We start from the raw sequence: 13638 nt of genomic DNA on the forward strand, positions 1-13638 counted from the left end.
GGGGAGTACTCGAGGACGTCTACGGCTCCGAAGCGCTCTTTGATCCGGTCGAAGGCGGCGGCGACGGTGGCCGGTTCCATGACGTCGGCAGCGAAGCCGGCGGCCTCGATCCCGGCCTCTTTCAGGTCAGCGGCGAGGGCGTCGAGCTTCTCCTGGGTGCGTGCGACGAGCGCGACGGAGAATCCGTTGTCCCCGAAGGCCTTGGCGATGGAAAGGCCGAGGCCGGATCCGGCTCCGACGATGGCGATGGTGGGCATGGGTGCGTTTCCTTTCGGTGATCGCGCGGTGGCGCGAGCTGATGGGAGCGTTACTTACTGCTGGTGTGGTAACAGGCTGAGTGGTCTGTATCGTCGTGAATGTGAACGAGAGGCGGACGAGATGGTGACAGCGACGAGGATCGGCGGGCCGTGCCAGGCATGGCCCGAAGACAGCGCGTTCATCCGCGAGGTGCTCGACCGGATCGGCGACAAGTGGAGCGTGTTGATCATCAGCACGCTCGGCGGAGGGCCGCTGCGCTACTCCGAACTACACTCGATCATTCCTGGGATCTCGCAGCGGATGTTGACCCAGACGCTCAAGAACCTTGAGCGAGATGGACTCGTCACGAGGACCCCGTACGCCGAGGTCCCGCCGCGAGTGGAGTACGAGCTGACGGACCTGGGCCGGTCCCTGTTGGATGCGGTGATGGCGATGGCCGGCTGGGCCGCCGCACACCACAGTGAGATCGCTGGCAACCGGGCGGCCAGCGAACTCACAGGAGTCGGCCGAGGCAAGGCTCCGGTCAGCGCGCCGGCAGGCTGAGCCGCCAGGCCTCATCGCTCGCCTCCACGTTCATGCTGCGCAACCATCTTGCTCACCTCACTAGTAGTGCGTAACACCATCATGAGTGAGTAAGAGAAGGCTTACAAAAGGCACTTTGAAGTGCGTGAGGATCCTCCGACAGGGACTATTCCCCTTTGCCCTGCAGGGAGCCCCTAGCTGCTTGCTTGCCAGGGGCAACATTGGCGTGTTCGAAATACCGGTTGGACGGACTCAGGAAGACCAGTGGGATGAATGTGGCCATCGCGAGCAGAGCCAGGGCGCTTCGCGTGTAGTCCAGTACGAGGTACGAGCTTGGGAACTCGAAGAATGGGGGTACGTTCCCGGTCATGAAGTCCTGGGTGTCGCCCTGGATCAGCGCTACGAGGCTGGACAGGGCCCACACGGAGGCGAACACAGTCAGCGTGATCCGCGCCGAGTGTCGGCCGCCGCGCAGCTTGAGTCCGAGGAGGATCCAGAGGGCGCTCAGGAGTAGGTGGGCGACCGTGTAGAAGATGAAGAAGCCGAGCAGGGGCCCGTTCACCTTGTCGCGGAGTTCGACCATCGACGCCTGAGCGTCCCCGCCCGTCGTACCGAACACGTTGTCCACAGCCCTCTTCACGACCACGAAGGCGGCCACGTTGAGCACGGTCGCCAGCGGCGGCACCACGGCCGCGATCCAGAACGCGATCTCGACCGCGGCCGGTCGCCTGCCGGTGAGATCGTACGAGCGTGGCGGCGAAGTCATGCGACAGAACTATAGGTGTCCGCCCCGGCCGGTGATGTCGAGCCGGAGACGTCGTTTGGCGGTCGCTCGCGAGCTGTGGTCGTACTGCGCCGAGGTCACCGGTGTCGGTTAGGGCTTCACCTCTATGTAGTCCAGGGCGATGTTGTGGCCGGTGCTGGCTGGATTCTTGTCCTGGGCGACGACGATGGTCGCGGTGTGTTGGCCCGCGGCGACTGGGGGACTGGTCCAGACGACTCCTGAGGCGTTTCTGGCCGGTGCGTAGTCGTCGATGGTGACGGCGGGGGCATTGTCGAGTTGGATGGTGAAGCGGCCTTGGTCTTGGTCGCGGACTGCGTGCAGGATGAGTTGGGTGCCGGTGAAACGGATACGCGCCGTCGAGCCCGGGGTGTAGCTCCAGTTCGCCGTGCCGGCGTACATGTCGGCTACGCCATCCGTCCGGCCCCAGTTGGCGCCGTACTCGAAGTAGTTTGCGCCTGGGGTTGTTGCGGTTGCGTCGAGCGTGGTGACCGCGCCGGTGGAAGCGGGCGTTAGCGTGATGAAGTAGGCGTCTTGGGCCCCGGTCCAGGGGATCGGGACCTGGAGAGAAGAGGTGCCGGCGGCAACGACTTGGGTGCTGACTACTGCGGGTTGATCGAGGGGCCCTTGGTCCGGGATCCGCTGCAGCGTCACCTGGATACCACCTGCTCCGGCAAGCCACGGTGAGCTGGTCAGGCCGTTGATTGTCACCCTGGTTGTTCCGGTGTTGCCGGTCTTGTCACCTAGGAGTACGGCGACCCGCCGCGCGGTCTGGTCTTTCGCAGCGACGGCGTCGGTGCTGCCGCCATTGTTGTTGACGGCAACGAGTTGGCCGCTGACATCGGCGTACGACTTGTAGACCCACCACTGGCCGGTTGGCCGGAGCGCGCCGCTGCCGTCGCGGACCAGCGTGGAGTCGAGTGTCCCGCCGACACAGCAGTCGGTCCAGATGGCATGGCTGGCTCGGGAGATTCCGGATTTGGCCAGCTGGGTCAGGTACCAGGCCTGATAGCCGGCGTGCTGATCGCCGGGGAACAGGTACTCGTTCATCGAGAGGTCAATCCCGGTGATGCCGCGTTGGGACAACAACGAGCGGGCAGTCTGTACGTCCTGGTACGGCGTGCCGCTGAAGTGCCAATCCAGCGTGGTCGGCAAGGTCCCAGCGGCTTTGGTGTGGTCCAGGAAGGTGCTTAAGTAGTTCGGGTTCCAGCCGGAGACCCCAGGGCCGGTGATTTGTGCGGACGGTACGAGCCGGCGGAGCTCCCGGACAGCCGAATCCCACATCTGGAAGTACTGCGGTGTGTTCACACCGGGTGGGAAGAAGCCGGTGCCGTCGGGTTCGTTGTAGATGTCGTAGCGCACCCGAAGCCCGCTGGCCTGCACATCTGCGACGACCTGGCCGATGAACGACACCCAGTTGGTGCAGTCGCCATTGGTACAGGGGTAGACGGTGTTGGCGGGCTGCTCGGTATCGGCGCCCCACAGGTCGCTGACCAGCAGGTCGTAGCTCGCGTTGTATTGCCCAGTGGTCAGGCGACGGACTTGGGCCAGCGCTGAGTTGATGCGCGTCCGGTACCCGGTACCAGCGCGGTAGCCGTCGCCGATCCAGCCGTGGCCTGGTAGGCGGGCGCCACCGCCTCTAGCCGAGGTGACCTGCAGGGGGCTCAGCAGGTTGTCGGGTGGCTGGGTGCCGTCCTGGTTGAGGCCGTAGAGGAAGCCGGCGCCCGCGCGGGTGACTGTTCCGGTGGTCGTCGCCAGGTCGACCGTGACGGACTGGTCAGCTGCGGAAGCCGGTCCTGCTGCTGGGACAGTGAGCGCTGTAGCTACTAGTCCTCCGGCCAGTAGTGCACGGAGGACGCGTGGTAAGGGATTCACGGGCTTCACCATTCTTCAAAGGGGCGGTGGTGTGGGCACGACGAAGTCGAGGGGAAGCGTGATACGTGCTTCAGATGTGAGTCAGCGGCGCGGTGCGGCGACGCTGCCGCGGTCTACGAAGGGTGGGCTGAAGAGGTGGTTAGGTAGTGAGCCCTCGGGGTTGGAGATCCGGCGCAGTACGGCGGCGACCGCCTCGGCGCCCATCGCCGCCGTCGGCACGTCCGCGGCGCTGACCATCGGGGTCACCGAGGTCGCGTTGCGTTCGGAAGCGATCGCCAGCACGCTGATATCAGTGGGGATCCGCAGGTCGCGCCCGAGCAGGCTCGTCACCACTCCGGTCAGCGACCGTTCGTTGATGGTGAGCAGCGCGGTGACGTCCGGCATGGCCGCGAAGATGCGGTCCAGGCAGGCCGCCGCGGCTGCGTTGTCGTCGTCGCAGCATTCGGCGTGGCCGTCGAGATTCAGCTCGACGACGGCTTTGCCGAACGCGTCGGCGGCGCGGTAGGCAGGCCCGTACTCATGGTCGAGCAGGTCTTGTTGCCGATTGATCAGCGCGACCCGGCGATGCCCGGCGGCAGCCAACTGCTCGATGCCTTGGGCAACCAGTCCGGCGTAGTCGAGATCGACCCAGCCGTGGGTGTCGCTGTCGCCGGTCCGGCCGATAGTGACGAACGGGAAGTCCTCTGCGGCCAGTTTGGCGACGCGAGAGTCGTGCAGCACGGTCTCCATCAGGATCATCCCGTCGACCCGCCGCTGCTCGACGATCCGATCGAACGCGGCTCGCCGCTCCGCACCGCTGGGGGAGAGCAGTACGTCGTACCCGGCGTCGGCCGCGGCTTCGCTGACTGCGCCGACGAAGTGCAGTTGGTCGACGCTGAGGTGCCCGGCGACCGGAGGGATCGCCAGGCCGATCGTGCGGGTAGTGCCCTCGGCCAGCGCACGCGCGGTGGCACTCGGCCGGTATCCGGCCGCTTCGATCACCTCGGTCACCCGGCGATGCAAGTCGGGGCTGACCTGTCGCTTCCCCGACAGGACGTACGAGACGGTACTGCGCGAGACACCAGCCCGACGGGCGATCTCACCGATGTTCATCGCAGCCTCCTCGTCCGGATCCTGCCTCAGCGAACCGGTTCGCGAACCGGTTCGCTGACAGTAGGACTTCCCCGGGGAAGAGGTCAATACCTCAGCTGTGATCGAGCGGCTTGGGGTGGCAGTTTCCTGCCAGGAGCATTGTCATGTGTGGCCGGCCTGGTAGTTGTTCGTGAACGCTTGCAGGGCGAGCCTGAAGAAGGAGGCGCTGGTGACCTATTCGACTCGGCCGTTGTCGCCGGAGACCTGGGACGACTTCTGCGCGTTGGTGGAAGCCAACAACGGGGTCTGGGGTGGTTGCTGGTGCATCGGGTTTCATGTCGAAGGGTTCGGTGAGGCGCCGCACAGCGCTGAACGCAACCGCGCTGCGAAGCGCGCCCACGTGGACAATGGCACTGCGCACCAGATCCTCGTCTACGACTCGGACGGCGATTGCGTGGGCTGGTGTCAGTACGGAACCCCGGCGGAGCTGCCCAACATCAAGAACCCGGCCAAGTACGCCGCTGGCGCCTCAGAGCTTCCCGCCTGGCGGATCGGGTGCATCTTCACCGGAAGCCGCCACCGCGGCCGGGGCGTCGCCCGTGCGGCTGTCAGGGGCGCGCTGGACGCGATCCAAGCTGCCGGCGGCGGGGTGGTCGAGGCCTATCCGGAGCAGACCGTCGACCGCAAACCGCAGCGCGGCGCCTACCTGCACACCGGTCCGGAGGAGCTCTACGAGCAGTTCGGATTTGTGCGTGACCGTCAGATCGCCAAGTGGCGGTGGGTTATGCGCGCGGAAGTCTGACGGCCGCTCTGGCGTCAGCCTCGGAGTTGTTCGTTCATGATGAGGAAGGCGCCGAGGCCGTGGAAGTCGTTGGTCGCTCGGGCGCGGTCGATGTAGTACTGGTAGTTGCCGACGTTCGTTCCGACGCTGATGTCGTTCAGGTAGGTGCGTCCGTCGTTGCCGAGCGAGATCGTGGCCAGGACTCCCCGGTAGCCGCGGTCGGCGGTTGCCTTGTACGACGGGTCGACGTACCCGCGTTGGACTGCTCGGGAGATGGTGAAGGTGTACATCGACGAGCAGGATGTCTCGGTCCAGTTGTCGGCACGGTTGCCCTTGTCGACGACCTGGAACCAGCGGCCGGTCCTCGGGTCCTGGTACTGCGCGTACGCCGCGACGAGTTTGCGCAGTACGGCGATCAGCTCGGCCCGGCGGGGTTGGTTGGTGGGTACTGCCTCGAGCACGTCGATGACCGCCATTCCGTACCAGCCCTCGGCGCGGCACCAGACCTCCGGCGCGAGCCCCGTGGTCGGATCGGCCCATGCCTGAGCGCGAGCCTCGTCGTACGCGTGGCGTAGGAGTCCGTTGGGCTGTTGCAGGTGTTTCGCGTAGGTGAGCAGTTGGTCGACGGTTTCCTTGCTCGTGTACGTCGAGTCGCCGAACTCGCGGCCGTATTCTGCGAGGAAGGGGTCGACCATGAAGACGCCGTCGCCCCACAGTTGGTGCTGGCGGTAGGTGGCGGCGTGCCAGAAGCCGCCGTCCGTGGTGCGGGGGTAGGTGTTGAGTCGAGTGCGAATCTTGCCTGCGGCAACCTTGTAGCGGGTGTCGCCGGTCTCGTGGTGGAGCAGGACGAGCAGCCGGCCGGAGAGCATGCTGTCGAGATCGTTGAAGCTGTTGTTGATGGTGCCGGACGGGTCCACGAACCTGTCGACCCAGGACTTGATGTAGGTGAGGTACTTGGGGTCGTGCGTGCGCTGATAGACCAGGTACTGGCCGTAGAGGTAGAGGCCGACCGGGTAGGACCAGCCGCCGATCGTGGTCGGTGTGTAGCGCGCCATCGTGGAGTCGACCATCGCTTTCGACCAGTCCGTGGTCGTTGGTGTCACGTCGAGGTAGTCCAGGTTCGCGGTGCCATCGGCAGTGGTTGCCGTGACGCGGACGGTGTTCGAACCGGCGTTGAGATTCGCGGTGGTGACGCGCGTCTTCCAGACCGTCCACCCGCCGGTCGACGGGTACGGGACGCTCTTGGCGACCACAGTTCCGTTGACGGTGACGTCGACGGCGCGGATGGCGTCGGTGCCGTTCGCGTGGCCGAAGGCGAGGGTGGCAGGGCCGGCCTCCGAGCGGTTGACGGTCCACTGCACGTAGCTGCCAACTGCGTTGCCCGTGTTGACGAAACCCGAGCCAGAGAAGCCGGTGTGGTTGCTCTCCACCGAACTACCGGTCGAGTACGCCGCCACCTCCGCCTCGTACCGGGCCGTCGTACCGGCGAGGGCGTCGGCCGAGGGGAGCGGGGCGATGAGGACGGAGAGGGACAGGAGCGCCGCCAGGGCGCCGCGCAGTGTTTGTGCACGCATCTCGAGCTCCAAAACCGGGGGCGGTCAGAGTTGGACGCCTCGACTGTGACCGGTCGCGCCGAGTCACGTCAAGGCGCTAATGCGTATTAGTCCAGGCCATTGGCTCATCAGGTACCTTGCGCTCACTGTCCAAACTAAAAGCGGGATCGGACGATTCGGGTGGAGCGTTTCATGCCTGGTAGGAGGTTCAGGGCGCGGTACATGCGACGACGCACGCTCGCGGGTGCCTTGGCCACGAATACGGGTGAGTCGTTCATGGGGGCTTCGTCACGACCGCGATCCAGAACGCGATCTCGACCGCGGCCGGTCGCCTGCCGGTGAAACCGTACGAGCGCGGCGGCGAAGTCATGCGACAGAACCATAGGCGTCCACTGTCCGCTAGCTGCGGTGTTGTGTGCGTCCGGTACGCCGCGCTCAGACCGGCTTCAGCGCACCCATGGCCTCGTCGAGCAGCGTCCCGAATGGCCTGCCGCGGTCGGTGGTGATCCATACGTCCTTCGCGGCGACCACACAGGCCAGGGCGGCGCCGGCGATGACCGTCGGGCGTGGGTCGGTGGCCGCTTGACGGCCGGTCCGTGCCCCTACCAGCTCGGCGAGCTCACCCTGGACACGTGAGATCCGCTCGAGCTCGCCGGCGCTCAGGGCGGGGTTGTCGTGGATGACCTGCTCCATCGCGAGAGACCGCTCCGCGAGCGTCACATCTTCGAAGTACTCGACGACGACGTCGAACGCCCGCCGCAGCGACTCCCAGACCGGCTCGTCGGCGGGCCGTGCAGCGAGCCCCTCCACCAGCATCTGCGACCACGCATCGTACTTGCCCAGTACGAGGTCCTCCTTGGAGGTGAAGTAGCGGAAGAAGGTACGCCTGGAGATACCGGCAGCCGCGACCAGGTCGTCGATCGTCGTCTGCTCGTAGCCCTTGGCCGCAAACAGGTCCTGGGCCAGCATCGCCAGCTCGGCGCGCATGGCACGCCGAGCTCGTTCACGTACGGGGATCGGAGTGGACTGCTTCATGTGCCCACCTTAACTGCCGAGGAGCATAGTTGGCACTCAGTGCCACATATGGCCTACAGTGGCATTACTGCCAAGTCAACCACGAAAGATCGGAGGTACCCCATGACCACCCCATGGACCATGGACGACATCCCCCGCCAGGACGGACGTGTCGCGGTGATCACCGGAGCCAACAGCGGACTCGGGTTCGAGACCGCCCGCGCCCTCGCGGGCCGCGGCGCGGCCGTGGTGCTCGCCGTCCGCGACATCGACAAGGGCAAGCAGGCCGCGGCGAGGATCGCCGACCAGGTGCCCGATGCCGACGTCACGGTCCAGCATCTGAACCTGGGCTCCCTGGCATCCGTGCGCGCAGCGGCCACCGACCTCGGGTCCGTGCACCCGCGGATCGACCTGCTGATCAACAACGCCGGCGTGATGTACACGCCCCAGCAGAAGACCGCCGATGGCTTCGACCTGCAGTTCGGCGTGAACCACCTCGGCCATTTCGCGCTGACCGGGCTGCTGCTCGACCACCTGCTCCCCGTGCCCGGCTCCCGCGTCGTGACTGTCAGCAGCTTCGGTCACCGCATCCGGGCGGACATCCACTTCGACGACCTGCAGTGGGACCGCAGCTACGACCGGGTCGCCGCCTACGGCCAGGCCAAGCTGGCCAACCTGATGTTCACCTACGAGCTGCAGCGCCGCCTCGCCGCGCACGGCAGCACGGTCGCCGTCGCCGCGCACCCGGGCAGCGCCTCCACCGAGCTGTCGCGCAACATGCCCGCCATCGCGCGGGCCGCCGCGACCGTCGTCATGCCGCTGCTCGCCCAGAGCGCCGCGCAAGGCGCGCTACCCACCCTGCGCGCCGCGACCGATCCAAGCGTGCTCGGCGGCCAGTACTACGGCCCCGACCGCATGCGTGAGACCCGCGGATTCCCCCGTGTGGTCACGTCCAGCCCTGCCTCCTACGACCTGGCGACGCAGCGTCGCTTGTGGTCCGTGTCGGAGCAGCTCACCGGCGTCACGTTCTCCGCCTGAGGGGGCAATCCCGGAACAAGCTCAGCGGCTGGCCGCCCTGCTCGATGTCTGAGGGGTTCTGGCCGGGCCTCCCGCAAACAAGGCGGACCAGCGTTGGATGAGTTCCGATGGAAAGCACCGAAGCCGTGCCGCTCGTCCGGCGCGGCGCAACAAGCCGCAACAAGTAAGGAGAACCGCCGATGCGTGGAGTCGTCATGTACGCCCCTGGCGATGTCCGGGTCGAGGACCGCGAGGACCCGAAGATCTTCGAGCCCACCGACGCGATCATCCGGATCACCGCGACCTGCATCTGCGGGTCCGACCTGTGGCCGTACCGTGGCGTCGAGCCGGTCGACCACAACCCGATGGGACACGAGTACATCGGCATCGTCGAGGAGACCGGTGACGACGTAAAGAACGTCAAGATCGGCGACTTCGTCGTCGGCTCGTTCGTGATCTCGGACAACACCTGCGAGATCTGCCAGGCCGGTTTCCAGTCCAAGTGCGTGCACGCCGAGTTCGTCGCGCAGATCGGCACGCAAGCCGAGCGGGCACGGATTCCCCACGCCGACGGAACCCTCGTCACAACCCCGGGCGAACCCCCCGCCGACCTGGTCCCGTCACTGCTCGCGGCATCCGACGTGCTGGGAACCGGCTGGTTCGCCGCTGACGCGGCTCAGGCCGGTCCCGGCAAGACGGTAGCGGTGGTCGGGGACGGTGCTGTCGGTCTGATGGCGATCCTGGCCGCCAAGCAGCTCGGCGCCGAGCGCGTCATCGCCATGTCACGGCATGCCGAGCGGCAAAAGCTCGCCCGCTACTACGGGGCCACGGACATCGTCGAGGAGCGCGGCGAGGACGGCGTCGCCAAGGTCAAGGAACTCACCGGCGGCCTCGGCGCCCACTCCGTCGTGGAGGCGGTCGGCACCCAGGAGTCGTTCATGCAGGCCGTGGGTACGACCCGCGGCGGCGGCCACCTCGGCTACGTCGGCGTGAACTACGACGTCAAGATCCCCGGTATCGAGCTGTTCTTCGCCGGTATCCATACCCTCGGCGGCCCCGCTCCCGTGCGCCGCTACCTGCCCGATCTCATTCAGCTCATCTGGGACCGCAAGATCGACCCGGGCAAGGTCTTCGACCTCACCCTGCCGCTCGAGCAGGCCGCAGCGGGTTACCGCGCGATGGATGAGCGCCGCGCCACAAAGGTTCTCCTGACGCTCTGACGGACCGGCATCCGTCGAACATCGACCGGGCGGCGTGGGAGGTCCTGCCGCAACCTCCCACCCTCATCAGCTACCGATCTACGGTGGAGAACGTGACCAGCAAGGACGACATCCGGGATTTCCTCGTTTCCCGCCGCGCGAACGTGACACCCGCGCAGGCCGGCATCGACGACTTCGGCGGCGAACGCCGGGTCGCCGGCCTGCGGCGCGCGGAAGTCGCCGAGCTCGCCGGGGTCAGCCTCGACTACTACACCCGTCTCGAGCGCGGCAACATCCGCGGCGCTTCCGACAGCGTCCTCAATGCCATCGCGCGAGCGCTGCTCCTCAACGACGTCGAGCGCGCCCACTTGTTCGACCTGGCCCGCGGCATCACGCCCAGCTCAGCCGTACAGGAAGATCTCCGAGGGCGAAGCAACCCAGATGTGCGTACCTCGGTGCAGCGCGTCCTGGACAATCTCGCTGTCCCGGCCGTTGTCTGCAACTGCCAGCAAGATCTGATCGCCGGCAACCTGATGGGACGCGCGCTGCTTCCGCAGCACTTCGAGGCCGAGCGGCCGAACCTGGCACGGTTCATTTTCCTGGATTCTCGCGCCCGCGACTACTACGTGGACTGGCCACTGGCCTGCAGCCTGACCGCCGCGATGCTGCGCTACGAGGCCGGTCGCGACCCGCTCAACGGCGAACTCACCACCCTGGTCGGTGAGCTGTCCATGCGCAGTCCACAGTTCCGCAAGGACTGGGCCGACCAGGACGTCCACGAGCACCGCACCGGAACCAAGGCCTACCGCCACCCAGAGGTCGGCGAAGTGACGGTCACGTACGACGTCTTCGCGATACCTGGCGAGCCCGGGCTGTCGATCATCACCTACACCGCCGAAGAAGGCTCGGAGACCGCCGACAAGTTCGCCCTACTCTCCGCCTGGGCAGCCACCCACAATCAGCAACGCTGAACAACACGCCGCGGGCAGCGAACAGCCCGTCGAACTACCCATCGTGCATCGCCCCGCCCACGGTCGCTCCGCCCGTGGTCGTACAGACCTGCCCCGGTACAGAGCAACCCCCTACCTGCACAGCCAAACAAGGAGACACAGATGAACGAGAACCATGAGGTTGAACAACGCGACAACTTGACCAATGCGCGGCTGCACCGGCGCAGCCTGCTGAAAGCAGCGGGAGTAGGCGCAGCGGCGGCCGGTGCGCTGTCCCTTGCCGGCGTCTCGAGCGCTCAGGCCGCCCCGGCGCCGAACGTCCAGCGGGCGGGAGCCGCAAGCGGCGATGCGGCGGACGGAGCCGACAACTTCTACACCAGTGACAAAGTCACCGTGCGCAAGGTCAGGTTCAAGAACCAGTACCAGATGACTGTGGCCGGAAACCTCTTCACCCCCAAGGGACTCGACCGTCGTACGACGCACCCGGGGATCGTCGTCGGTCACCCGATGGGCGCGGTGAAGGAACAAAGCGCCAACCTGTACGCCACCAAGATGGCGGAGCAAGGGTTCGTGACGCTGTCGCTGGACCTGTCGTTCTGGGGCGGAAGCGAAGGCCGGCCACGGCAGGCCATCTTGCCCGACGTTTTCTCCGAGGACTACAGCGCCGCAGTCGACTTCCTGGGCACCAGGGGTTTCGTCGACCGGAACCGCATCGGCGCGATCGGCATCTGCGGCAGCGGCGGCTTCGTTGTCAGCGCGGCCAAGCTGGACCCGCGGATCAAGGCGATCGCCACCGTGAGCATGTACGACATGGGAGCCGTCAACCGCAACGGCCTCGAGCACTCGCAATCGGTCGAGCAGCGCAAGGAGATCCTCGAGTCAGCCGCCCAGCAGCGCTACGTCGAGTTCACCGGCGGCGAGACCGTCTATTCCGCGGGAGCGCCCCTTGAGATCACTGAGGAGTCTGGTGACATCGACCGTGAGTTCTACGACTTCTACCGCACGCCGAGAGGCGAATTCACGCCTCCGGGTGCGTCGCCGCGGCTCACGGTGCGCCGCCCCCTGACCGGCGAGGTCAAGTTCATGAACTTCTACCCGTTCGACGACATCGAGACGATCTCCCCACGGCCGTTGCTGTTCATCTCCGGCGATCAGGCCCACTCCAAAGAATTCAGCCAGGACGCCTACGAGCGCGCCGCCGAACCGAAGGAACTGTTCTGGGTGCCCGGTGCCGGCCACGTCGACCTCTACGACCGTGTCAATCTGATCCCCTTCGGCAAGCTGACGAGCTACTTCAACCAGCACCTCACCGCCTGACACAACCGCGTGTGTGCGGGGAGCATCCGTCGACGCTCCCCGCACAGCCCTACGTGGCAGTTCGGCGCCGGTACGACCCGCCTCGAGTCGCCTGCGCAGAGCTGGTCAGCCAGGCCATCATCAGGTTGCCTGGTGCAACGACTGAGCAAGCATCGACGCAGTCATCGATCTGTCGACGGGTGAAATCGGCATCGAGATCAGGGGCGAGCATCCGAGCGACGAGCTCTACGAGGCGTGCTTCAAAGAACTCCACGACTGGTATCGGCTACCGCCCGACGAACGACCGGTCGACGTTGCTGACTAGAAGCGGAAGCGGATGATTCGGGTGGAGCGTTTCATGCCTGGTAGGAGGTTCAGGGCGCGGTACATGCGGCGTACGTTGGCGGGTGCCTTGGTCATTAGTAGGGGTGAGTCGTTCATGGGGGCTTCGTCGACGTAGGTGAGGCGCGGGTGCCAGTCGGCGATGGTTGCTGGGTTGTCGAAGCCGCAGTGGAACTGGGTGCCGTACTTGCGGAGCGTGGGATGCCATTTCGAGGTGCGCCACGCCCAGACTGCGACGGTGTCGAGCTGGATTTGGCCGGTGGGGAAGGCCTCGACTGCGTGCGTCAGCAGTCGTCGAAGGTCGCTCTCGGTCAGGTAGGGGACGAGTCCCTCGGCGATGATCAGCACGGGGCGGTCGCGGGGGACCTGGTCCAGCCAGCTCAGGTCGGTGACGCTCGAACTGATCAGCGTGTAGTGCTCTCGCGGCGGGAGGAACTGTTGCCGCAGTTTGATGACCGAGGGGTAGTCCAGGTCGTACCAGGCGACAGTGGGCGGAGGGTCGACCCGGTACACCCGGGCGTCCAGCCCGCAGCCCAGGTGGAGCACCACTGCGTCTGGGTGGTCGTCGAGGAAGGTTCGGGCCCAGTCATCGTGGGCCTTGGCCCGTACGACGGCCACCAGACCCATCTGGCTCGTGCCGAATCTGCCGGTGTCGTAGTCGGGATCGAGGCGGCGCATGGCTTGCTCGGCGTACTTGTCGCCGAGGATCGGATCGGGTAGCCGGTTGTCGAGTGCTTTCGCCCTGAGGACAGGGCTGAGGGTCTGCTGCGCTCCAACGAGTTCGGCGTCCATCCATCCAAGCTACTGCTCAGGCGACGGGGATGGCGGGTGGGGTAGTCAGGGCGAAGAGGCGGTCGAAGACTTGGGCTCGGTCGAACTGTAGGGCGTGGGCTCGGGCGCGGTGTTCGGCTGCGGTCCGTTGCTCGGGGGTCCAGTCGCAGATGATCTCGTCGAGGGTGGTGCGGAGGCTGTCTCGTAT

General features: G+C 66.1%; 13 protein-coding genes. 6 read left to right on the forward strand and 7 right to left on the reverse strand.

The features are described from left to right. Nucleotides 1–257: SDR family NAD(P)-dependent oxidoreductase (locus E1261_RS36155; protein ID WP_132414238.1), on the reverse strand; the 257-nt coding region annotated here is incomplete at its 3' end. Nucleotides 258–378: 121 nt separating this feature from the next. On the opposite strand from E1261_RS36155, the gene E1261_RS36160 reads away from it, so the two are divergent. Next, complete coding sequence (locus E1261_RS36160; protein WP_132414239.1) at nt 379–801, forward strand: winged helix-turn-helix transcriptional regulator; 423 nt, start codon at nt 379–381, stop codon at nt 799–801. Between the two features lie 145 nt (nt 802–946). On the opposite strand, the gene E1261_RS36165 is transcribed toward E1261_RS36160, so the two are convergent. From E1261_RS36165 to E1261_RS36175, 3 genes are all read right to left on the reverse strand, one after another. Next, entirely contained in the window at nt 947–1546 is a 600-nt protein-coding gene (locus tag E1261_RS36165) for a hypothetical protein (protein ID WP_132414240.1), read from the reverse strand. 108 nt (nt 1547–1654) lie between these two features. Next, nucleotides 1655–3436: a hypothetical protein gene (locus E1261_RS36170; RefSeq protein ID WP_202875344.1), complete on the reverse strand. Its 1782-nt coding sequence runs from the start codon at nt 3434–3436 to the stop codon at nt 1655–1657. A gap of 81 nt (nt 3437–3517) precedes the next feature. Further along, nucleotides 3518–4528, reverse strand: a complete 1011-nt coding sequence (locus E1261_RS36175; protein WP_132414241.1) for a LacI family DNA-binding transcriptional regulator — start codon at nt 4526–4528, stop codon at nt 3518–3520. Nucleotides 4529–4736: 208 nt separating this feature from the next. Here E1261_RS36175 and E1261_RS36180 point away from each other — a divergent pair, with 208 nt between their 5' ends. Continuing rightward, on the forward strand, nt 4737–5309 hold the full coding sequence (locus E1261_RS36180; protein ID WP_238176645.1) for a GNAT family N-acetyltransferase: 573 nt from the start codon (nt 4737–4739) through the stop codon (nt 5307–5309). Between the two features lie 14 nt (nt 5310–5323). On the opposite strand, the gene E1261_RS36185 is transcribed toward E1261_RS36180, so the two are convergent. Together E1261_RS36185 and E1261_RS36195 are read right to left on the reverse strand one after the other, a co-directional pair. Further along, complete coding sequence (locus tag E1261_RS36185) at nt 5324–6862, reverse strand: glycoside hydrolase family 88 protein (RefSeq protein ID WP_132414242.1); 1539 nt, start codon at nt 6860–6862, stop codon at nt 5324–5326. Between the two features lie 414 nt (nt 6863–7276). Continuing rightward, a complete protein-coding gene (locus tag E1261_RS36195; RefSeq protein ID WP_132414243.1) occupies nt 7277–7876 on the reverse strand; it encodes an acyl-CoA-like ligand-binding transcription factor in 600 nt (199 codons plus the stop codon). Between the two features lie 102 nt (nt 7877–7978). On the opposite strand from E1261_RS36195, the gene E1261_RS36200 reads away from it, so the two are divergent. From E1261_RS36200 to E1261_RS36215, 4 genes are all read left to right on the forward strand, one after another. After that, nucleotides 7979–8893: an SDR family NAD(P)-dependent oxidoreductase gene (locus E1261_RS36200; RefSeq protein WP_132414244.1), complete on the forward strand. Its 915-nt coding sequence runs from the start codon at nt 7979–7981 to the stop codon at nt 8891–8893. A gap of 179 nt (nt 8894–9072) precedes the next feature. Next, on the forward strand, nt 9073–10092 hold the full coding sequence (locus E1261_RS36205; protein WP_202875346.1) for a zinc-dependent alcohol dehydrogenase family protein: 1020 nt from the start codon (nt 9073–9075) through the stop codon (nt 10090–10092). Between the two features lie 92 nt (nt 10093–10184). Next, nucleotides 10185–11042, forward strand: a complete 858-nt coding sequence (locus tag E1261_RS36210) for a helix-turn-helix transcriptional regulator (protein WP_132414245.1) — start codon at nt 10185–10187, stop codon at nt 11040–11042. A 141-nt stretch (nt 11043–11183) separates the two neighbouring features. Further along, nucleotides 11184–12338: an alpha/beta hydrolase gene (locus E1261_RS36215; protein ID WP_132414246.1), complete on the forward strand. Its 1155-nt coding sequence runs from the start codon at nt 11184–11186 to the stop codon at nt 12336–12338. A gap of 300 nt (nt 12339–12638) precedes the next feature. Here the strand turns inward: E1261_RS36215 and E1261_RS36220 are convergent, their stop codons facing one another. Beyond that, entirely contained in the window at nt 12639–13451 is an 813-nt protein-coding gene (locus E1261_RS36220; protein WP_132414247.1) for a class I SAM-dependent methyltransferase, read from the reverse strand. Between the last annotated feature and the right edge of the window lie 187 nt (nt 13452–13638).

The organism is Kribbella albertanoniae (assembly GCF_004348455.1).
Taxonomy (GTDB): Bacteria; Actinomycetota; Actinomycetes; order Propionibacteriales; family Kribbellaceae; genus Kribbella; species Kribbella albertanoniae.